This is a genomic window from Pantoea sp. KPR_PJ, assembly GCF_041386365.1.
GTDB lineage: Bacteria > Pseudomonadota > Gammaproteobacteria > Enterobacterales > Enterobacteriaceae > Pantoea.
The window spans coordinates 77,058-99,183 of record NZ_JABMIK010000004.1; the positions used below are offsets into that span (position 1 = coordinate 77,058).

18 protein-coding genes are annotated in these 22,126 nt (G+C 59.0%); 10 read left to right on the forward strand and 8 right to left on the reverse strand.

All coding sequences use genetic code 11. From position 1 onward, the window contains the following. Positions 1 to 195: 195 nt before the first annotated feature. Positions 196 to 1,236 carry a YncE family protein gene (locus tag HP564_RS10885; RefSeq protein WP_371242889.1) on the forward strand — a complete coding sequence of 347 codons (1,041 nt, stop codon included), beginning with the start codon at positions 196 to 198 and terminating at the stop codon, positions 1,234 to 1,236. A gap of 108 nt (positions 1,237 to 1,344) precedes the next feature. Next, entirely contained in the window at positions 1,345 to 2,982 is a 1,638-nt protein-coding gene (locus tag HP564_RS10890) for a dihydroxyacetone kinase subunit DhaK (protein ID WP_371242890.1), read from the forward strand. 41 nt (positions 2,983 to 3,023) lie between these two features. Here HP564_RS10890 and sbmA read toward each other — a convergent pair whose 3' ends face one another. Beyond that, entirely contained in the window at positions 3,024 to 4,265 is a 1,242-nt protein-coding gene (gene sbmA / locus HP564_RS10895) for a peptide antibiotic transporter SbmA (protein ID WP_371242892.1), read from the reverse strand. A gap of 294 nt (positions 4,266 to 4,559) precedes the next feature. Here sbmA and HP564_RS10900 point away from each other — a divergent pair, with 294 nt between their 5' ends. The 3 genes from HP564_RS10900 to HP564_RS10910 are packed head-to-tail and all read left to right on the forward strand — an operon-like array spanning position 4,560 to position 8,405. Further along, a complete protein-coding gene (locus tag HP564_RS10900; RefSeq protein WP_371242894.1) occupies positions 4,560 to 5,291 on the forward strand; it encodes a gluconate 2-dehydrogenase subunit 3 family protein in 732 nt (243 codons plus the stop codon). 2 nt (positions 5,292 to 5,293) lie between these two features. Next, positions 5,294 to 7,078 carry a GMC family oxidoreductase gene (locus tag HP564_RS10905; protein WP_371242896.1) on the forward strand — a complete coding sequence of 595 codons (1,785 nt, stop codon included), beginning with the start codon at positions 5,294 to 5,296 and terminating at the stop codon, positions 7,076 to 7,078. Between the two features lie 10 nt (positions 7,079 to 7,088). Continuing rightward, entirely contained in the window at positions 7,089 to 8,405 is a 1,317-nt protein-coding gene (locus tag HP564_RS10910; RefSeq protein WP_371242898.1) for a cytochrome c, read from the forward strand. 46 nt (positions 8,406 to 8,451) lie between these two features. Here HP564_RS10910 and HP564_RS10915 read toward each other — a convergent pair whose 3' ends face one another. From HP564_RS10915 to HP564_RS10930, 4 genes are all read right to left on the reverse strand, one after another. After that, entirely contained in the window at positions 8,452 to 9,864 is a 1,413-nt protein-coding gene (locus HP564_RS10915; protein ID WP_371242899.1) for an MFS transporter, read from the reverse strand. A 186-nt stretch (positions 9,865 to 10,050) separates the two neighbouring features. Beyond that, entirely contained in the window at positions 10,051 to 11,571 is a 1,521-nt protein-coding gene (abgT, locus tag HP564_RS10920) for a p-aminobenzoyl-glutamate transporter (RefSeq protein ID WP_371242901.1), read from the reverse strand. 76 nt (positions 11,572 to 11,647) lie between these two features. Beyond that, entirely contained in the window at positions 11,648 to 13,090 is a 1,443-nt protein-coding gene (locus tag HP564_RS10925; RefSeq protein ID WP_371242903.1) for a M20 family metallopeptidase, read from the reverse strand. Continuing rightward, positions 13,087 to 14,400, reverse strand: coding sequence for an amidohydrolase (locus tag HP564_RS10930; RefSeq protein ID WP_371242904.1), 1,314 nt, complete (start codon positions 14,398 to 14,400; stop codon positions 13,087 to 13,089). The genes HP564_RS10925 and HP564_RS10930 overlap by 4 nt, the downstream gene beginning before the upstream one ends. 104 nt (positions 14,401 to 14,504) lie before the next feature. On the opposite strand from HP564_RS10930, the gene HP564_RS10935 reads away from it, so the two are divergent. Beyond that, the gene (locus HP564_RS10935) at positions 14,505 to 15,401 is read left to right on the forward strand and encodes a LysR family transcriptional regulator (protein ID WP_371243346.1); all 897 of its coding nucleotides are present in this window, start codon (positions 14,505 to 14,507) and stop codon (positions 15,399 to 15,401) included. Between the two features lie 73 nt (positions 15,402 to 15,474). Beyond that, positions 15,475 to 15,912: a VOC family metalloprotein YjdN gene (yjdN, locus tag HP564_RS10940; protein WP_371242906.1), complete on the forward strand. Its 438-nt coding sequence runs from the start codon at positions 15,475 to 15,477 to the stop codon at positions 15,910 to 15,912. Between the two features lie 200 nt (positions 15,913 to 16,112). Here the strand turns inward: yjdN and HP564_RS10945 are convergent, their stop codons facing one another. From HP564_RS10945 to HP564_RS10955, 3 genes are all read right to left on the reverse strand, one after another. After that, a complete protein-coding gene (locus HP564_RS10945; protein ID WP_371242908.1) occupies positions 16,113 to 16,979 on the reverse strand; it encodes a nucleoside-specific channel-forming protein Tsx in 867 nt (288 codons plus the stop codon). Positions 16,980 to 17,252: 273 nt separating this feature from the next. Continuing rightward, positions 17,253 to 18,608, reverse strand: a complete 1,356-nt coding sequence (locus tag HP564_RS10950; protein WP_371242910.1) for a sensor histidine kinase — start codon at positions 18,606 to 18,608, stop codon at positions 17,253 to 17,255. Beyond that, on the reverse strand, positions 18,605 to 19,264 hold the full coding sequence (locus HP564_RS10955) for a response regulator (RefSeq protein ID WP_371242911.1): 660 nt from the start codon (positions 19,262 to 19,264) through the stop codon (positions 18,605 to 18,607). Before HP564_RS10955 ends, HP564_RS10950 begins: the two co-directional genes overlap by 4 nt. 185 nt (positions 19,265 to 19,449) lie before the next feature. Here HP564_RS10955 and HP564_RS10960 point away from each other — a divergent pair, with 185 nt between their 5' ends. From HP564_RS10960 to HP564_RS10970, 3 genes are all read left to right on the forward strand, one after another. Further along, complete coding sequence (locus HP564_RS10960; RefSeq protein WP_371242913.1) at positions 19,450 to 19,818, forward strand: helix-turn-helix domain-containing protein; 369 nt, start codon at positions 19,450 to 19,452, stop codon at positions 19,816 to 19,818. A gap of 68 nt (positions 19,819 to 19,886) precedes the next feature. After that, on the forward strand, positions 19,887 to 20,777 hold the full coding sequence (locus HP564_RS10965) for a LysR family transcriptional regulator (protein ID WP_371242914.1): 891 nt from the start codon (positions 19,887 to 19,889) through the stop codon (positions 20,775 to 20,777). A gap of 108 nt (positions 20,778 to 20,885) precedes the next feature. Beyond that, complete coding sequence (locus HP564_RS10970; RefSeq protein WP_371242915.1) at positions 20,886 to 22,085, forward strand: MFS transporter; 1,200 nt, start codon at positions 20,886 to 20,888, stop codon at positions 22,083 to 22,085. The last annotated feature ends 41 nt before the right edge of the window (positions 22,086 to 22,126 follow it).

Sequence of the window (22,126 nt, forward strand, 5' to 3'; positions counted from 1 at the left end):
GTTGCTGACAGGACGCCTGCGGGCGTCCTGGCGGCGTTTCAGCGGCAAAAACACTTTCCTTTCGGCAATAAATCCTTATGATTTTCCCAAAAATAGCGCTCCTCTGACCTTCAGGTCGTTTCTTTCTTTTGTACGGTTTGCAATGTGAGCTTTCCAGCACTGCCTGACGGCGGTGAACTTTGCTATGGAGAGATCATGAAAGCCTTATCCTTTGCGCTGCGCACCACGCTGCTTGCGACCGCACTCTTTTCCACTTCCGGCATGCTGGCGCATGCAGACGAACAAAACCAGCCGATCGCCAAAGGCGCGTATGAACTCGCCTTCAGCCCCAGCGCTAATGCGCTGTTCCTCGCCACGACGCAGGGAAATGAGGGGGAAGGGGGAACGGTATTCCGCCTCGATCCACAAACGCTCGCCGTTAAGCAGACGATTCCCACCGCGCTGAAAAGCTTTGGGGCAGCGATTAATCCGCAAACCAATGTGCTCTATATCGGCAATACGGTCAGCGGTGCGCTGACCGCTATTGACGCCACCCGCGGTACGCCTCTGAAAACGCTGGTGCTTGATGGCCGCAAGCGCAGCGAGACGTTGCGTCCGCTACAGCCGCGCGAAATTGCGGTGGATGTAAAAACCAACCGCGTCTATGTGACGGGCCTCGGCCCGCAGAGCGTTGTCTGGGTGGTTGACGGCAAAACGCTTCAGCCAGTCAGCGTGGTGCCCAACACCGGCAACATGGGTACCGGGCTGGCAGTGGACAGCGACAGGCAGAAACTCTATGTGACCAACGGCGACGGCGAGCTGGTCACCATCAGTACCCGTACCAACGCCGTGGAACAGCGTCAGAAAATTGACGGCGATAAAGCGCACTTTTTTTTGAATATTGCGCTGGATACAGTCGGTCAGCGTGCTTTTCTCAGCGATGCAAAACAGCCGCAGGTGCTGGTGGTTGATCTGCGCGATGGTCAGGTGATCAAGGCGATCGACGTGCCTGAATCGCTGGCGGTGCTGTTCAATCCCGGCAGCAACGAGTTGTATGTCACGCACCGCAATGCGGGTGAGGTCAGCATCATTGACGCCGACAGCTATAAAGTAAAACGCCGCGTTAAAACTCCCGGCCTGCCTAACAGCCTGGCGCTCTCTGCCGACGGCAAGACGCTGTTTGTCAGCGTCAAGCAGCCTGGCTCGCGTAAAGCGCCGCCTAAAAATCCAGACAGCGTGATGCGCATCGCGCTTTAATTTCCCCCCACGCTTCAGGGGCGGCCGCTGCGCCGCCCTTTGTCTTTCTTCGGCTACCTTTATAGCGTGCCGCTGCCTGGCGGCCTTAACACCAACGGAGAGGATGCAATGAGCCAGTTCCTGATGAATGAGAAAAATAATCTGGTCAACGAAGCGATTGAAGGCGTGCTGCTGAGTACGCCATGGCATAACCTCAGTCGCCTGGATTTAGGCGACGATATCCGCGTTGTGGTGCGCAATGACTGGGACAAAAGCAAGGTGGCGCTGATTTCAGGCGGCGGTTCTGGGCATGAGCCAGCTCATGCCGGATTTGTTGGCAAAGGGATGCTGACGGCGGCCGTGTGTGGCGATATTTTTGCCTCACCGAGCGTCGATGCAGTGCTGAGCGCCATTATTAACGTCACCGGCGAAGCGGGCTGCCTGCTGATTGTAAAAAACTACACCGGCGATCGTCTCAACTTTGGGCTGGCGGCAGAGAAGGCGCGGGGGCTCGGCTATCAGGTCGATATGGTCATGGTGCAGGACGATATTGCGCTGCCGGAAAATTCGCAGCCGCGTGGCATTGCAGGCACCGCGCTGATCCACAAAATCGCTGGTTTTGCCGCGGAGCAAGGGCAACCGCTGGCGCAGGTAAAGGCGCTGGCGCAGCGTGCGATTAAGGGAACGGCCAGTATCGGCATCGCCTTTTCTACCTGCCATATTCCGGGCGAAAGGCGTGAGAATCGCGTGAAAGAGGGAGAGAGCGAGCTGGGGATGGGCATCCACGGCGAGCCGGGCGTTATCACGCTTGATACGCAAAACAGTGCGCAGCTCATCACGCTCATGACGGAGAAGCTGGCTAACCGTCTCTCTTCCGGCACCAAAGCGGTGCTGCTGATCAACAACCTCGGCGGCTTTTCCATGCTGGAGCTGGCGCTGGTAACACGCGACGTGCTGAAAAGCCCGCTGGCGGCGCAGATCAGCCATCTGATTGGCCCGGCCACGCTGGTAAGCGCGCTGGATATGAAAGGCTTTTCCCTGACGGTGTTGCAGGTCGAGGCGGCGTTTCTGGAGGCGTTAAAAGCGCCTGTTGAAGTGCTGGGCTGGGCACCGATCCACGCGGTTGAAGCGGTCCCCACCCTGACCAGCGAGCGGGTGGTCAGCCAGCTCACCGTTACGCCGTCGCAGGATGAGCAGACGGCACAGGTGGTGAGGCGCGTTACGCAGACGCTGATCGATCTGGAAGCGGAGCTGAATGCGCTGGATGCCAGAGTTGGCGACGGGGATACCGGCTCCACCTTCGCGGCGGGGGCGCGTAAGGTGAAGAGCGCGCTGGAGGCGCAGCAGCTGCCACTGGCCGATCAGCCCTCACTGTTTGCGCTGGTGGGCGAGCAGTTGGCGACGGTGATGGGCGGATCGAGCGGGGTGCTGATGTCAATTCTCTTTACCGCTGCGGGCCAGCGGCTGGCGCAGGGCAGCTCGCTGCCAGAGGCGCTGAAGCAGGGACTGGAACAGATGAAGCACTACGGCGGTGCGCAGGTGGGGCACCGCACGCTAATTGACGCGCTGGAACCGGCGCTTGATGCCCTGGTGGCGGGCAAAACGCTGGCAGAGGCTGCACAGGCCGCCGCGCAGGGGGCAGAGGCAACGGCGCAGATGCAGAGCGCCAGAGCGGGGCGCGCCTCTTATCTGAATCAGCAGACGCTGCAAGGGGTCAAAGATCCAGGCGCGTACGCCGTTGAGAAGGTGTTTGCCGCGCTGCGCTAAGTGCGTTAACGCTGTCCCCACGACGGGGACAGCGTCGCGAATTACTCGTTTTCTGCCGCTTCGCGCATCATCTCCTGATGCGGGATATCCTGCAAAATCTGCTCAAAGCTGCGCAGACGTTTATAGATCGACATCAGCTCCACCAGCGTTGACCATGAGGTGATCAGGTACTGGAACGAGGAGCGCACCTGGTCAAACACGTTGGTGATCTGGTTCAGCAGGCCGAGCGTAATGGTCCCCGCCACAATTGACGGAAAAAGGACGAACAGACCAAAGACGTTATCGACCTGCAGATAGAGAATGCGGGTGATATTGAAATAGAGATAGTGAAAGTAGAGGCGGAAATAGTTTCGACGCACGCCGCTGAACAGCGCATGCACCGTCGGCGGCGTGGCGCGCTCGGGATTATCCTCGCCATAGACCAGCTCTTTACGGTAGGCCGCCTCAACCCGCTGATTGCGGAACTCCAGCCCTGGCAGTTTAATCCCCACCAGCGCCAGCAGCGCGGTACCAAACAGCGACCAGAGCAGCGCGGCAATGACCAGCGCATAAGGGATATTGCCAAGAATCGGCACATCTTTTACGTGGTGCGACAGGCTGATCAGCACCGGCAGAAACGCCACCAGCGTCATGATAGCCTGAATAAAGCTGACGCCCCAGCTCTCCAGCGTGCTGGCGAAACGCATGGTATCTTCCTGCACACGCTGAGCCGCCCCTTCGACATGACGCAGGCGCTGCCAGTTGTGCATGTAGTAGTTGTTCATCGCGGTTCGCCAGCGAAATACCCAGTGGCTGATAAAAAACGAGTTCATCACGCCGATAACTACCGCAATCAGGGCGATGCCGAGAAAGGCCAGTACCTCAGCATAGAACTGCGCTATCTGCACCGAGCCCGCTTTTGTCAGCGCCTGCTGGATCAGATCGTAAAACGGACCATACCAGGCGTTGATGGCAACACCCACCTGCACGCCAAACCAGGTCACAAAAATAATCAGCGCAGAGCCCCACACCGACCAGCGCTGCCAGGGATGGTCATCTATTACCCGCCAGGCCAGCGCGAAAATCGCCACCATTATCCAGTAGTAGCTGTAGAACCAGAGCTGGCTCGGAGCAATAAAGCGCGCGGCCGAGGTTGGCAACGGCTGGTGCATGGCCGCCTGTAGGGCGGTCCAGCGTGACGGTAAATCATCGGCAAAGCCAAACCAGGCGAAAATAGCGATCAGGCTCCAGATCGCTGCCGAGCTGAAAAACAGCCCCGGTCGGGGAAAAAAGGACTTAAACATAAACTCTCCGCGGTAATGAGCACCTTTTATAACGCTTTTTGTCGTTATCTGTCTGTTCTGGGTTTGTATCAGGTCGCAGTCATCCACTGCCCCAGGTAACGCTTCGTGATGAGATGTTAATGAATTTGTGCGTATTTGTTTCTGCGATCTAAATGTTTCACCGCAATGGTGTTACACTTGACCCCACTGTTACCGGTAACAGTACTGCTGTATCCCTTAATCCGCATAAAAAAATCATTACAACGCAACTGTTTAACTTTCATGCCGCATTATAAGCGGTACTGAGGCAATGTCATGTCAGAACAAAAACGTGGGCAGACACGCAGGGATTTTCTGTTAAAAACCATCGCGCTGGCACCTGCTATGGCGGCAGGAAGCGCCGTTATTGGCGGTTTTAGCGTCGCACCAGCGGTGCAGGCGGCGGATCCCGCCGCCGCGCAGACGGCTCGCGATTACCAGCCGAGCTGGTTTACCGCCGAAGAGTTCGCTTTTATCAAGGCTGCCGTTGCGCGTCTGATCCCCAACGACGAACGCGGACCTGGCGCACTGGAAGCGGGCGTGCCGGAGTTTATCGATCGCCAGATGAACACGCCTTATGCAACCGGGGCGAACTGGTATATGCAGGGGCCATTTAACCCCGACCTGCCGAAAGAGCTGGGCTACCAGCTGCCGCTGGTGCCGCAGCAAATCTACCGCCTCGGCCTCGCCGAGGCGGATGACTACAGTAAACGTGAGTATGGCAAGGTGTTTGCCGACCTTGGCGGTGAGCAGCAGGATGCGCTGCTGACGGCGATGGAGAGTGGCCAGGCCGATTTTCGCCAGCTTCCGGCAAAAACCTTTTTTGCCTTTCTGATCCAGAACACCCGCGAAGGCTTCTTTAGCGACCCGATCCACGGTGGCAACCAGAATATGGTGGGCTGGACGCTGATCGGTTTCCCTGGCGCACGCGCCGACTTTATGGACTGGGTAGAGCGCGGTGAACGCTATCCGTTGCCGTCAGTATCTATCCGCGGAGAGCGTGCGTAACCATGGCAAACGAAATGAAAAAAGCAGATGCGGTGATCGTGGGCTTCGGCTGGGCCGGCGCGATCATGGCGAAAGAATTGACCGAAGCTGGTCTGAACGTAGTCGCGCTGGAGCGCGGACCGCATCGTGACACCTATCCAGATGGTTCCTATCCGCAGTCGATTGATGAGCTGACCTATAACATCCGCAAGAAGCTGTTCCAGGATCTGTCGAAAAGCACCGTGACGATTCGCCACGACGCCTCACAGACGGCGGTTCCTTATCGTCAGCTGGCTGCCTTCCTGCCGGGAACCGGCACGGGCGGCGCGGGCCTGCACTGGTCCGGCGTACACTTCCGCGTCGATCCGACCGAGCTGCGCCAGCGCAGCCACTACGAAGAGCGCTACGGTAAGAACTTTATCCCGGAAGGAATGACGATTCAGGACTTCGGCGTGACCTATGACGAGCTGGAACCGTTCTTCGACAAGGCGGAAAAAGTGTTCGGCACCTCCGGCACGCCGTGGAGTATCAAAGGGCAGGTGGTTGGCAAAGATAGCGGTGGTAACCCGTTCGCGCCGGATCGCTCTGATAAATTCCCGCTGCCTGCGCAGAAGCGCACCTACTCGGCACAGCTGTTTGCCGAAGCTGCAAAATCGGTAGGCTATCACCCTTACGATCTGCCGTCGGCCAATACCTCTGGCCCCTATACCAACACCTACGGCGCGCAGATGGGCCCCTGCAACTTTTGCGGCTACTGCAGCGGTTACGCCTGCTATATGTATTCCAAAGCGTCGCCTAACGTGAATATCCTGCCTGCGCTGCGCCAGGAGCCGAAGTTCGAGCTGCGCAACAATGCCTATGTGCTGCGCGTTAACCTGACCGAGGATAAAAAGCGCGCGACCGGCGTGACCTACGTTGACGCTCAGGGGCGTGAAGTGGTGCAGCCAGCGGATCTGGTGATCCTGTCGGCGTTCCAGTTCCACAACGTGCATCTGATGCTGCTCTCTGGCATCGGCAAGCCCTACAACCCCATTACCAATGAGGGCACCGTTGGCCGCAACTTTGCCTACCAGAACCTGTCGACGCTGAAGGCGTTGTTCGACAAGAACACCACTACTAACCCCTTTATCGGCGCGGGCGGGGCGGGGGTTGGCGTGGATGACTTCAACGCTGATAACTTCGACCATGGGCCGCACGGCTTTGTCGGTGGCTCGCCGTTCTGGGTCAACCAGGCGGGCACCAAGCCGATCTCCGGTCTGCCGACACCCACCGGCACGCCAAACTGGGGCAGCAAGTGGAAAGCGGCGGTTGCGGATACCTATACGCACCACGTTTCCATGGACGCCCACGGCGCGCACCAGTCCTATCGCGTGAACTATCTGGATCTCGATCCTAACTACAAAGACGCCTACGGTCAGCCGCTGCTGCGTATGACCTTTGACTGGCAGGATAACGACATCAGGATGGCGCAGTTTATGGTCGGCAAGATGCATAAGATTGCCGAAGCGATGAGCCCGAAAATGATTATGGGCGGCGCGAAGAAACCGGGCACCCATTTCGACACCACGGTTTATCAGACCACGCACATCAGCGGGGGCGCGATTATGGGTGAAGATCCCCGCACCAGCGCGGTTAACCGTTATCTGCAAAGCTGGGACGTGCCGAACGTCTTTGTCCCGGGCGCGTCTGCTTTCCCGCAGGGGCTGGGCTATAACCCGACGGGCATGGTGGCCGCACTGACCTACTGGTCGGCAAAAGCGATCCGCGAGCAGTATCTGAAAAACCCTGGTCCACTGGTGCAGGCATAAGGAAATGGCGATGAAAAATGGCTTACTGGCCCTGATGCTGGGCACGATGACCTTTGCTGCGCTGGCGGACGACAGCAGCGGCGATCGGGTTAAACGCGGAGAGTACCTGGCGCGCGCGGGCGACTGTGTTGCCTGCCACACCAGTAAAGAGGGCAAGCCTTTTGCGGGCGGTTTGCCGATGGCAACGCCTATTGGCACCATCTACTCGACCAATATTACGCCCGACAAGCAGACCGGCATTGGCGACTACAGCTACGACGACTTCCAGAAGGCTGTCCGTCACGGCGTGGCCAAAAATGGCGATACGCTCTATCCGGCGATGCCTTACCCCTCTTACGCGGTAGTCAGCGATGAGGATATGCAGGCGCTCTATGCCTACTTTATGCACGGCGTTGCGCCGGTCGAGCAGGCTAACCAAAAGAGCGACATTCCGTGGCCGCTGTCCATGCGCTGGCCGCTGGCTATCTGGCGCACGATGTTTGCGCCGGACGTGAAGGCGTTTCAGCCTGCGGCGCAGGAAGATCCTGCGCTGGCGCGCGGTCGCTATCTGGTCGAAGGGCTGGGTCACTGTGGGGCTTGCCACACGCCACGCAGCATCACCATGCAGGAAAAAGCGCTTAACAACGGGGAAGGCAGTGACTATCTGGCGGGCAGCAGCGCGCCGATTGACGGCTGGACCGCCAGCAACCTGCGCGGCGATAACCGCGACGGACTGGGACGCTGGAGCGAAGAGGATTTGCGTCAGTTTCTGCGCTACGGCCGCAACGATCACACCGCCGTATTTGGCGGCATGACCGACGTGGTGGAGCACAGCCTGCAGCACCTGAGCGACGAGGATATTGCGGCAATCGCCCACTACCTGAAATCACTCGGCGCGAAGGACCCGAACCAGGCGGCGTTTAGCGTGGATGACGCCACGGCGAAAGCGCTGTGGAAAGGCGACGACAGCGCGACCGGGGCATCGGTCTATGTCGACAGCTGTGCGGCCTGTCATAAAACGGACGGCAGCGGCTACGCGCGCTTCTTCCCGGCGCTGCGCGGCAATCCGGTGGTGATGGCGGACGATCCAACCTCGCTGATCCATATCGTGCTGGCAGGCGGCACGTTGCCGGGCGTGAAAGGTGCGCCGTCCTCCATCACGATGCCTGCGTTCGGCTGGCGGCTGAACGACCAGCAGGTGGCGGATGTGGTTAACTTTATCCGCACCAGTTGGGGGCATGGCGGCAAGTCTGACGTCACGGCAAAAGAGGTGGCGAAACTGCGCGAAGACAAGACGATTCAGCCTTATCAGGGCAGCGCGGATATTCATCAGCTCGAAAATCAGTAACAGGGTATCAGGGCGCTCCGGTTCAGGCTGGCGCGCCTTTTTTCCGTCAGATATTCTCCAGATCGATACCGCGCGTTTTCGGACCATACACCCCCACCGACAGCATCACCATCAGCATACTCATTACGATAAAGGCGATCACGCCCTGGCTGCCCGCATACTGCAAAATCAGGCCGATCAGGATACTGCTGAATACCGTCGACAGGCGGCTGAAGGAGTAGCAAAAGCCGACCGCGCGAGCGCGAATATGGGTCGGGAAGATCTCCGTCTGATAGGCGTGGTAGCTGAAGGTCAGCCAGGCGTTAGACCAGGTGATCAGGAAGCCGCAGATAATCAGCAGCGCCGGGTGAGTCTGAAAGGCAAACAGCGTGCCAAAGATCACCGTCATCAGGCAGGAGAGAACGATCTGCCACTTGTTCTCCATGCTGTCGGCGTAGCGACTGCAAATCAGCGAGCCGAGCGGATAGGCGAGCGTGATAAAAAATGCGTAGAGCAGGCTATGCGTCACGGTCGCGCCTTTGCCTGACAGCAGCGCCGGCAGCCAGTTACCAAAGCCGAAAAAGCCGATCGCCTGAAAGACGTTCATCACGATAAGCATCAGAGTGCGCTTGCGATAGGCGGGCGCCCAGATCTCTTTGAAACGGCCGCGCGTTGGCAACTGCGCCGCGGCGTCATCCGGCGGAAATGCTGCGCCTGGCGCGATGCCGCAGCGCGTTTCCATTGCGCTCAGTACCTGATGCGCCGCCTGATGCTGGCCCTGCTGCGCCAGCCAGCGCGCCGACTCTGGCAAATCTTTACGGATAAACCAGATCGCCAGCGAGCAGAGCGCGCCGGCGATCACCACCCAGCGCCAGCCTTCAAGGCCGAGCAGCGTTTGCGGCACCAGCCACCATGACATCAGCGCCACCGCCGGTACCGAGAGGAACTGCACGAAAAAGGAGAAGGCAAAGGCGCGGCTGCGCAGACGGGCCGGTACCCACTCGGAGAGATAGGTGTCGATCGTCACCAGCTCGATGCCGAGCCCCATGCCGACCAGAAAACGAAACAGAATGATTGTTTCTGCACTCTGCTGAAACGCCATCAGCAGCGAGAAGATGCCGTACCACGCCAGTGCGCACATAAAGGTCAGGCGACGGCCAAAGCGATCGGCGTAGGGCGCAAGCAGGCTGGCTCCGACAAACAGGCCAAGGAAGGTCGCGGAGGCAAAAGCGGCCTGGTCCGCGATGCCGAACACGCCTGCGCTGCCGGTATGGAAAACGCCTGCGGCGATCAGCCCGGCGCTGATATAGCCGGTTTCAAACAGATCGTAGAGTTCAAAAAAGCCGCCGAGGGCGAGCAGAGTAATAAAGCGCCATAAACCGCGGGATGAAGGCAGGGCGTCAATGCGCCCCGCCAGGCTGTTTCCCGGCGACGGCGCAGCGAGCCCTGGCGCCATCCCTGAAGTGCAGGTGGTGGTCATGATGTTATGAACCTCAGTGTGACGATGTTTGCCTGTCTCGCTAACGGTGTAGTGATGTTGTAAAAATAGTGACCGTTAGCAAGCGAAGAGATAGCAGAATAATCAATTCGGCGATCCTTGCCGAGAGGGTCGGTGGTGAGTTTTTAGCAACGCACGTTGCAGGTTTCGCCCTCCCTGGCGCAACCGCTACGGCATCTGCGGATATACACCCGGCCCGATCGGCAGCCCCAGCGCATACCAGGCGAGCAGCAGCGCGATCCAGGTAATAAAGAACACCACCGGGTAGGGGAAGATCAGCACGTAATAGGTGCCGAGCTGTGCGTCCTTCTGATAGCGCTGCAAAAAGGCGAGAAACAGCGGCAGAAAGGGCGACATGGGGGCCAGCGGCAGCACCGCCGAGTCGGCAATACGGAAAATCATCTGGGCAAAAGCAGGATGAAAGCCGAGCAGCATAAACATCGGCACAAAGACCGGAGCGAGGATTGACCAGATGGCTGAGCCGCTGGCGATAAACATACAGAGAAACGCCGACAGGAACATCAGGCCGAGAAAGGCGGGCGCGCCGCTAATACCGGCGCTCTCCAGCACATCCGTCAGCCCGATGGCCATGAATTTCCCCATATTGCTCCAGTTAAAGAACGCCACGAACTGCGACAGCGGAAACACCATCACAATGAAGCCCGCCATGCTCTTCATCGGATCCACCAGCAGCTGCGGAATATCATCGGGACGGCGGATCTGTTTCGTCACCACACCGTAGACAATGGCGACGACAAAGAAGAAAAGGATGATGAGCGGCACGATGCCTTTGATAAAGGGCGACGGCACAATGCTACCGGTGGCCGGATCGCGCAGCGGCGCCTGTTCGGGCACCACCAGCAGCGCTATCACGCCAATAAACAGCAGCGCCGCAATACCCGCTGCGCGCAGGCCGCGATTTTCCAGCGGGGTTAACGCGGCCAGCCGCTCGCTGCTACCTTCATTCCACTGCGGCAGGCGCGGCTCCACAAACCGGTCGGTCAGGATGGCACCCGCCACGGTCAGGACAATCACCGATGAGGCCATAAAGAACCAGTTATCAATGACGCTGACGTGCACCGTATCGCTGACCGCCTTTGCCGCCTCGGTGCTGATGCCGGAAAGCAGCACATCGGTGGTAACGATCAGCAGATTTGCGGTAAAGCCGGACGCGACCCCCGCAATCGCCGCCAGCAGGCCCGCCACTGGATGGCGGCCTACGGCGAGGAAGATCAGTGCGCCAAGCGGCGGCATCACCACCAGCGCCGCATCGGACGAGATGTGGCTGAAAAAGGCGATAAACAGCACCATGTAGCTGGCATAGCGGCGGCTGACGCGCGAAGCCATCTTGACCATCAGCGACTGCAACAGGCCCACTTTTTCCGCCAGCCCTGCGCCGATCACCAGCGCCAGAATAGAGCCGAGCGGGGTAAAGCTGCTGAAGTTTTTGATGATGTTGGGCAGGATCCACTGCAGGCCGGCGACGCTCAGCAGGTTATTGACGCGTACCATTTCGCCGCTGGCGGGATTTTTTACCGCCATATCCAGGCTGCTGATCACGGCGGTCGCCACCATCAGGGCCACAATTAAATAGACAAACAGCAGGAAAGGGTTAGGGACTTTGTTGCCGACCCGTTCGATCCAGCCAAATACTCTCCCTGGGCTGCGATTCTCTGACATTACGGTCATGATATTCCTCGTCTTGTATCGTCGTGTTTGCATTTTTTATTGTGTTATCGGTCCACGCCGGTGGCGCGGCCGCGGCTCAATTGGCCAGTTTTGAAGGCGTGACGCCTTCGGGTATCGGGCACTGATAGGGCTGCGCGTGGCGTACCCGTTCAAACTCGGCGCGGCAGCGCGCCAGCGTCTGCGCATCATTGAGCAGATCGAGCACGGTGGCGGCCATGACTTTGCCTGCCAGCAGCATGCCTTTATGCGCGATGCTGGTGCGACCCTGCGCCACCAGCTGCCAGGTGTGTAGCGGCGTGCCGAAGGTAAAGCAGGGCGCAAAGCACTGGGCAACGGGCGTTACCCAGCTGACATCACCGACGTCGGTTGAGCCATAGAGCAGCTCACGCGTGGCCGTACAGGGGGCAACCTCATCCATCAGCAGCTTGTCGCCGTGCGTCTCGATCCACGCCGCGCCCGCCTCACCGCCGGTACGTGCCACATTCAGCCGGGCGTTACGCAGGTCATCCTCGCTCAGCGTGGCGCGGATTTCAGCGGCAAATGCGCGCTCGCCATCGCTGTAGTCCGGCAGACCAAAATGATGCAAATATCGCTCCATTACGGCTTCCAGCGCGCGGTTCGGCACGTAATTAGAACAGGCTTTGTCGAAGCGTACCCTGACCTGCGTATCGGTCATCAGCGCTGCGCCTCTGGCGATATTGATCACCCGCTGGTAAATCTCCTGCGCCTGCGGAAGCGTCGGGGCGCGGATCAGGTAGAGGACTTCCGCGTCGGCCTGGACCACGTTGGGCGAGACGCCACCGCTGTTGGTCACCGCATAGTGCAGCCGCGCCTCCTGCACAATATGTTCGCGCAGGAAATTCGCGCCGGTGTTCATCAGCGTCACTGCATCCAGCGCGCTGCGTCCAAGGTGTGGTGAGTTAGCCGCATGTGCCGCGACGCCCTTAAAGTGAAAAGCAGCCTGGATATTGGCGAGAGTACTGAGATTGAACAGGCCGCTGAAGCCTTCCGGATGCCAGGTGACCGCAGCATCCACGTCGTCGAACAGACCTTCACGCACCATAAAGGTTTTGCCAGAGCCGCCCTCTTCGCCGGGGCAGCCGTAGAAGCGCACCGTGCCGCGTCCGTCATGCTGCGTCATCCAGGCCTTCAGCGCGCAGGCCGCCGCCACGCCGGCGGTGCCAAGCAGGTTATGGCCGCAGCCGTGACCGTTGCCGTTCTCCTCCAGCGGGTCAGGCTGCGCGCAGCCGGCGCGCTGGCTTAGCCCGGCCAGCGCGTCGAACTCGCCAAGAATGGCGATAACCGGCTGGCCTGCGCCAAAGCTGGCGACAAAGGCCGTCTCAATATTACCGACACCGCGCGTCACGCTGAAACCTTCCTGCTCCAGCGCCGTGGCCAGCAGGGCGCTGGAGCGGGTTTCGGCAAAGCGGGTTTCCGGCGTGTCCCAGATGGCGTCGCTGAGGGCGGTAAAGCGCGCCTGGTGTGCCTCAATGTAGTCGGCGAGAAAATCGACGTTCATTGCGCACCGCCGAACTGCGCCTGGTTCAGCGCCAGCGTTGCCAGCATCTGCACCGCCTTGCCCATTACCCCTTCGTCGAAGTCGAATTTTGCGTTGTGGTGGCCCGCCGCCAGATCGCAGCCAAAAATGGCGTAGGTCGCCTGACCGCCGCGCTGTTTGACGCGCTCCATCATGTAGGTCGCATCTTCGGAACCGGCGGCCTGCGCCTTGCGATCCACCACCGAGTCAAAGATGCCCAACGCCTCCGCCTGCTGGTGGAGGAAATCGACCCACGGCTGCGTCGGCGTGCAGCTGCGCGCCGCTCCCATCAGTCTGACCTCATACTCCACGCCATACATCGCTGCGGCACCCGCGATAATACGCTGCGCCTGCTGGCAGATATCGTCGTTGACCGCATTACTGACGCCGCGCGTCTCAATCTTCATCAATGCGGTGTCAGCCACCACGTTGCGGCCGGTGCCCGCCTGCAGTACGCCAACGTTAACGCGCGCGACGCCACCGCTGTGCTGCGGCAGGCCGTGCAGCCCCAGAGTGGCCTGTGCCGCTGCCAGTAAGGCGTTGCGCCCCTCTTCAGGCTTGCCGCCAGCGTGCGCGCCGACACCGGTGAAGTGTACATCCAGCTTGGTCGTGGCGAGAAAGCTGTCGCTGCCGCAGACCAGTTCGCCAGCGGGCACGCCGGTGCCGATATGGATAGCCGTAAAGAGATCAACATCGTCGACCACGCCCGCCTCCACCATCGCTTTCGCCCCGCGCACGCCCTCTTCGGCAGGCTGAAAAATCAGCTTGATGGTGCCGCTCAGCTGCGACTTCATTGCCATCAGCACGCTGGCAAGGCCAAGGCCAATGGTGGTGTGGCCGTCGTGACCGCAGGCGTGCATCATGCCGGGATTACAGGAGGCGAAGCCTTCGCGCTGGGGTAAATGCTCGGCGAGCTGGCTTTCGTTAAGGTCCAGCGCGTCCATATCAACGCGAAAACCCATCACCGGGCCAGGACGGCCCGTTTCCAGCGTGGCCACGATGCCGCAAAATCCGCCGGAAAAGTAGGGCAGCCACTGCGGCAGCGCGCCCTGCTGTCGCGCGCGCGCTTCCTGCTCTCTGAGGATGTCGTCAGCAGGCAATCCCATACGCGCTTCGGCGTTGATCACCTCGCGACCGAGCTGCAGGTGGTAACCCAGCTTGTGCAGCACGTCGGCGACGCGCGTTGCGGTACGAAACTCCAGCCAGCCAGATTCAGCAAACTGGTGGAGGTCGCGCCGCCAGTTTTGCATCTCCGGCTCCAGCGCCTGAACCTGCTCAGAAAGGGTTGTCATAGCGATTCCTTATTGTTGGTTTTTTATGCACTTCCCCGAATTTACACAAGCCGCCCAGCGCGCATAAGATGCAAATATCTTTCTCCTGATAAACAATGGTTATCATGCCGTCACAGCTAAAACTGCATCAGCTACGCGCGTTCGTTGAGGTTGCCCGCCAGGGAAGTATTCGCGCTGCAAGCCGTCTTTCCGGGCTTTCCCAGCCTGCGCTCACTAAAGCTATTCAGGAACTTGAGCAGGTTTTGGGCGCAAAACTCTTTATCCGCCGCCAGCAGGGTGTGGTGCTGACCGACGTTGGTGATAACTTTTTTCGCCATGCCAGTCTTGTTTTGGAAGAATTACGTGTGGCGCAGGAGGATATCCAGCAGCGGCTTGGGCTGGCGGGGGGACAGGTCAATATTGGCGTCGGCGGCAGCGTGGCGCGAACCATCATGCCGCAGGTGATCACTCAGTTTCATCGCGAATATCCGCTGGTGAGGGTGCGCATCGTGGAGGGGCAGTTGGTTTCTATGATCCCCGAACTGCGTCAGGGCGAGCTCGATTTCACCATCAATACCTACGATCAAAGCCATCTCGATCAGGAGCTGAGCTATGAAAAAATGATGCAGCGCGATTACAAAGTGGTGGTGCGCAAAGGGCATCCGATGGAGAAGGCGCGTTCGCTGGCGGAACTGCAACAGTGCGACTGGACCATGCCGACGCCAAAGGGCAGCTACTACCGCCTGCTGCACGATCTGTTTGCCGAGCGCGGCATGGCGCCCAAAATCGTGGTCTCCTGCGAGACCTTTATGGCCTGTACCAGCCTGATCGCCCAGAGTGACTTCGTCAGCGTTCTGTCGGTGGATGTGATCAACGATGCGATACTGGGACAGCATCTGGTGGCGCTGGATCTTGACGATCCGCTGCCGAAAGCCACCTTCTACCTGATCCAGCGCAGGGAGACGGCACTGACGCCGATGAGCGCCTACATGGCGCAGCTTTTTCGCCGACAATGTCAGTAAAAACAACTGGATAATTTCATCGTCTACACTGTAGAGGTGCTGTAAGAAATCCAACCGACAAATGGAGGTGAAGATGCAAGTCAGTCCTTATCTGTTTCTCTATGGCCGCTGTGAAGAGGCTATCAACTTTTACCTTGAGGCTACCGAGGGCGAGCTGCTCTATAAGATGACGTTTGGCGATATGCCAGACCAGGGCGAACAGGTGGGCGACCAGTCTGCGCCACCGTTGCCGCCAGAGAAGATCATGCATGCTCACCTGCGCATCGGACAGGGCGAGCTGATGCTGAGCGACGGTAACACCGACAAGCCACCGGCTTCGGAACATGCGGGCTATGCGGTCAGCCTGTCGACCACCGATGTGGATCAGGGTAAAGCCTGGTTTGAGAAACTGTCGGCTGGCGGGAAGGTGACGACGCCGTGGCAGGAGACCTTCTGGTCAAACGGCTTCGCCATGTTTATTGATAAGTTCGGTATTCCATGGCGTATCAACGTGACGAAACCGCAGCATTAAGCCCGTCGCGGCTCAGCCTTTTTTCAACGGCTGAGCCGTCTGGCGAGCGGGTCCGGCAGGCAAACTGGCCGGCGCCGGGACCCTTACGCGCGACGCGTTGTGGATCCCTCCTGAGGTACCTGTCTGTTCGGGCTGTCGCTTCTGCTATTGGACCAGCGCAGAGCAACAGCGCTGGTCGGTCACACGAAGCAACGCGGTGATCAGAAGTTATAACCCGCCACCAGGTAGTAACCCCAGCCGGTAGATTTCACTTCAAAGGGGCCGCGACCGAAGTTTAGCTCTTGCCCGTCTGCCCACTGGCCGCCGTTATGGAAATAACGCGCCACGGCAGCGATATGCCAGTGATCGTAACCCAGCGACAGAATATGGCTGGAGGCGACAGAGTTGCTGGTACGCGAGTTGTCAGACTTGTCGCGTAAATCTGAACCCCAGTCGAAGTTGGTAAAGCCGATATAGCTCAGATTGCCGCCCCACAGCGTGGTGATCGGCACCATGTATTTCACCTTGAAGCGGTAGCCATCCCAGCTGTTCTCGTTCGCCGCGCCGTAGTTTTCCCACTGATATTTGGCGTAAACGTTAAGCGACAGACCGACATCGCTGTGCGTGTCAATGTCTGTACCCAGACCCATATACCAGGTGTTCTGGCGATTATCGCTGTTGCGGCCCATATCGTAGATATAGTTGTTGGCGAAGTACCACTCCTTAAACGGACCAAAGGCGAGGCTGGTGCCGGTCAGCTTATCGATAGAGAAACGTGGTTCAATCTCCATAAACATCGGCGAACCGTGGTCAAAAATACCGTTGGCGTTGCTGTTACCCATGCCGAAAAAGTTGGTCAGATCGAGATAGCCGTAAAAATCGAACCAGTCTTTCTTCGCAAAGGCTTCATACTCCAGGTAGACGTCATTATTGAACTGCGGTCCAAAACGGGTGTGATAACTACCGACAACGTTCACACTCTGATGCCACCAGTCGGAAAGATACTGCGGATCGCTTTCCGCAGCCTGCGCGCTACCCGCCAGAGATGTCGCCAGCAAGGCACCTGCTACCAAGGTCTTAAATGTCATTATCGTTAACCACATGCTTTCGACCGCGCAACAACGCAGTCAAGGTGAAATCAATCCCAGAGTGGGCGGCGAAGGTGTAACTGTTTTTTACTATCGGAATAAAGCCTGCGTAGCCTGACCGTTACAGGTCGATAGAAAATAGATTTTGCTCACGTTTGTCAAAATGTGTTGCATTGCATTTACGTGAAAATGTGAAGTGCGTCACGAAATTAAGCGGAAGCGAACGGAACGCCGCAACCGTTTACGTTGTCGTTAACGGTCGCGAACGTGAAATCAGGGCAGCGTGACGCGAACCTGTAGTCCGCAAACTGCGCCCTGTGGATTCAGGCAGTTGGAAAGGGAAACCTGGATGTGATGCTTTTGCGCCACGCTGCGCACGATTGATAATCCTAAACCGCTGCCCTGTGCCTTCACCGTCGGAGAGCGGGTAAAGCGGTCGAAGGCGCGGTCGATAAACGATGCGGGCATGCCTGGCCCGTTATCGACGATATCCACTACCGTGCGATCCCCAACCCGATGCAGCAGTACATCCACCAGGCTGCCTTCCGGCGTATGCAGCATGGCATTGCCAATCAGGTTATCAAACAGGCTGCGCAGCTCAGAGCGGCTGGCCTTCAGGCAATAGTGCGTCGAGCCGTTAAAGCCGATGTCGATGCCGCGTTTATCAGCCACCACCATGAGCTGTTCAATGCTCTCTTTCAGCAAATCCTCCAGCTCAATCGGCTCTACCGACGCCACCACAGTTTTATCTTCCTGGTGCGAAATATTGAGCAACTGCGTTACCAGATGGCGCGTTCGCGTCACGCCCGCCTCCAGCTGATCAAACTGGCGGCTCGCTTCACCCGGCTGAATATGCTGGCGCAGATTCTCCAGCTGAAGGGTCACGGCGGTGACCGGCGTGCGCAGCTCGTGCGCGGCATCTTCCAGAAACTGACGCTGCGATGACCAGGCGGCGCGCAGCTTATTCAGCACGGAGTTGTAAGCTTCCACCAGCGGCAGGATCTCGTCCGGTAACCCCTCTGGCGAAACGAGATGGGGATGCAGCGTCTCCTGCGCAGCAATCTCGCGTGACGCGACGCGCAGGTCGCGCGTGATTTTGCGCACCACCAGCCAGATCACCAGCAGAGAGAGCGGCATCATCAGGATCAAGGGGATAATGGCCGACAGCGCGCGCCTGACCATTTCGGCACGCATATGGCTGAGGTTATGCATCACCTGAATGGTTTTGATCTCGCTGCCCGGCTGGCCCGGGCGGGTATAGATACGCCACGCGCACTCGTCGCAGTCGCCGACCTCAATGTCGTGCCAGCCTTTCTCGGCCTGGAGTGGTGCATGCAGCGCCGGCCAGGAGCTGGCACGCAGTTTGCCGTTGCGGTCCCACAGCTGCACGACATAGGCGCTCTTCATTTTGTCGGCGTGCAGCATCAGCGGCATCAGCGCCGGGATCTCTTTGTTGGTCGCCCAGGCGTCGGCGATTTTCGACAGCTGGTCATCCTTCATGGTGCCGATCATGTCGCCGTAGCAGCTGAAGAAATACCAGGTGACGCCGCCGATCATCAACAGGTGAATAATCAGCAGCGTGCTCAGTAGCTTATTGCGCAGGGAGCGCATAAAGGTAAAAGGTTTCACAGGGCAGGAACACGCCAGCCAAGCCCGCGCACGTTGCGGATGGCGTCATTATCGAGCTTGCGGCGCATGCCGTGGATCAGCACGTCAACCGCGTTGCTGGTCACCTCTTCGCCCCAGCCGTAGATACGATTCTCCAGCTGCTCACGCGACAGTATTGCGCCGGGGCGCTCCAGCAGGGCATAGAGCAGCGCATACTCGCGCGCCGTCAGCTGTTCGCGCTGCCCCTTGTAGAGCACTTCGCGCGTCATCATATCCAGCTGTACATCACCGCTGCCGAGCAGGGAGTCCGCTGCCCCGTGGCGACGTCGGGTGATGGCCCGCATGCGCGCCAGTACCTCTTGCAGATCGAAGGGTTTAAGCAGGTAGTCGTCGGCACCGCAGTCGAGCCCCTGCACCCGCTGCGCCACCGTATCGCGAGCGGTTAATATCAGCACTGGCGTGGTATCGCCGCGTCCGCGCGCACGCTTCAGCACCTGCAATCCGTCATCGCGCGGCAGGCCGAGATCGAGCAGTACGCAGGTGTAGTCACCTTCGCACCAGGCATTATGGGCGAAGATGCCATCGCGCACCCAGTCAACTGACCAGCCTGCCGCTTCCAGTGCCTGCTGCAGGTTGGCACCGATCATTTCATCATCTTCAACCAGGAGTACACGCATTGACCGATCCCCGTAAACGAATAGCGGTAGCTTACGCCAGGATTATTAGCACAGAATTAACAGCGCCGCACCTTGCTCCCGGCGGGGTGCGATGCTAATTCTGCGCTAATTTTCCGCTAATTAAGGGATAAATTTTCCGCGCTAAAGTGGGTTCACTGAACATCATGCCGTATCAGGAGGAACTCATGAATCAGCGCGAATTTATACGTAGTTTGCTGGAGTGGATTGAGAGCAACTTAGGCCAGGATCTGCATCTGGATGAGGTATCGCGTCGTTCGGGCTATTCCCGCTGGCACCTGCAACGCCTGTTTCGCCAGCATACCGGTTTTTCGCTGGCGGAATATATCCGGCAGCGCCGTCTCACCGAGTCGGCCTTGCTGCTGTTGAACAGCAACGAAGCGATTTTGCAGGTGGCCATGAACTATGGTTTTGACACCCAGCAGGCCTATACCCGCACCTTCAAAAATTATTTTCGCGTGACGCCGGGTCAGTTGCGCCGTCAGCGGCGCGTCGAGCCCGACCGACTGCTGTTTCCGCTGGCGATGGCGCGCTAAGACAACAAACAGGTGTCACGGCTGGCTGAATTGTTTAGTCTGCTTTTTTGCGGTGGACAACAACAATCATGGATAACAGCGAAAACTTAACGGCGATGATGATATTCGCCCGGGTAGTGGAGTGCCAGAGCTTCAGCGAAGCCGCTCGGGCACTGGGTCTGTCGAAGTCTCACGTCAGTCGGGAAATTGCCCGACTTGAGGTGCGACTGGGCTTCAGGCTGTTGCAGCGCACTACACGCAAGATGGCGCTGACCGAGCTGGGCCAGGCCTATTATCCTTTTTGCACGCGTATGCTGGCTGAGATGCACCGCGCTGACGCCTTTGTTCAGCAGCTTCATCATCACGCGGCGGGCAACGTGCGGTTGCAGGCGCCTGTGACCTACGGCTGCCAGTGCGTCGCCCCCGCGCTCAATCCTTTTCTACGCCGCCATATCCATATCAACGTCGATCTTGACCTGACCGATCGCGCCAGCGATACGCTGGATGAGCAGGTCGATCTCGCCATTGTGATCCGGGCTCGCGCGCCGCAGGGCAGCCCTGTCCGGGTGCTGGGCGATATCGACTGGGGGCTCTACGCCGCGCCAGACTATCTGGCACAGCGTGCCCCGATCGCCCATCCCGATATGCTACCGCGCCACGATTTGCTTATGTTTCACGGCCCGGCGCACACCGCCGCGCTGCCGTTCCGGCGTGACAAGCAGCGGCTGGTGGTCGACGTGCGCAGCCGCTTTCGCGCCAATAACAGCATGGCGCTGCTTAACGCCGCGCAGGCGGGCAACGGTATTGCCTACCTTCCTTCCTATATGGCGCAGACGGCACTGGCGGGGGGCCAGATTGTTCAGCTACTGGCCGACTGGCAAATGGATCGCCTGCAAAGTTATCTGTTGCTGAAGGAGGCGCAGCCTGCTGCGCCGGTGAGTCTGCTGAGTGATGCGTTAGTGAGCGCGCTGGGGCGCTGATTGTTGCTGTCACGCAACAAAAGGCGGCAGCAGGCAAATGTCATGCCGGGACTGTTGTTCCTCTGTCAACGCCGTTAGCCTGTAAAGAGGCAAACAACGGGGATCGGTATGGAGCAGAGTATTGAGGCAGACGCGCAGGTCTGGAAACGCAATTTAGGGGTGTGCGTGCTGGGATCGTTCAGCACCCTTGTCGCAATGACGCTGCTGCTGCCGTTTTTGCCGCTTTATGTGCAGCAGCTTGGCGTCACGGAACCGGCGGCCATCGCGCGCTGGTCCGGGCTGGCCTACGGTGCCACCTTCTTCAGCGCGGCACTGACCGCGCCGCTCTGGGGATGGCTGGCCGATCGCTATGGCCGCAAGCTGATGCTGATCCGCGCCAGCCTCGGCATGGCGATTGCGATGGCGCTTATCGGCATGGCCACGGCGCCCTGGCAGCTGGTGGCGCTGCGCCTGCTGGCCGGTTTACTCGGCGGCTACGCTTCCGGCTCGACGATTCTGGTCGCCGCGCAGACGCCAAAGGCGCAGACCGGCTGGGCGCTCGGTGTACTCTCCTCCGGGATTATGGCGGGTAACGTGGTTGGCCCGTTACTGGGCGGCGTGCTGCCGCCGCTGATCGGTATTCGCCATACCTTCTGGCTGACCGGCGGCATCATCTTTATCGCTTTCCTGGCCTCTACCTTTCTGCTGAAAGAGCTGCCGCGCTCTCCGACGGTGAAGGCGCACACGTCCGGCGAGACAACAGGCGCGATTAACCACCGCGTGGTCAGGCTGATGTGGCTGTCAGGGATGCTGCTGATTTTTGCCAACATGTCGATCGAGCCGATTATCACGCTCTACATTGGGCAGTTTGTACAGGGGAACCCGGCGATAACCATGACGGCAGGTGTGGTGATGGCTGCTACCGCTCTGGGCAGCATTCTCTCTGCGCCACGTCTTGGCAAGCTGGCTGACCATATTGGTCACTGGCGCGTGCTGAGCTACGGGCTACTGACGTGCGGTGTACTGCTGATCCCGCAGGCGTTTATTACCGCTGCCTGGCAACTGGTGGCGCTGCGTTTTCTGATGGGCATGGCGCTGGGGGGATTGCTGCCCTGCATTACGGCAATTATCCGCCACAACGTGCCGCAAGGGCAGGTAGGCAGGATGCTGGGCTATGCCACATCGGCACAGTATATCGGCCAGGTCAGCGGCCCCCTGTTTGGGGGGATTGTGGGCGGGGCAGTGGGCATGCGGCCGGTGTTCTTGCTGACGGCAGGGGTGATGCTGCTGTGCGGAATAGTGAACAGGCAGAAAAGCCGAAAGGCGTAGCGCAAAAAAAAGCGGACCGGAGTCCGCTTTTTTATTATTGC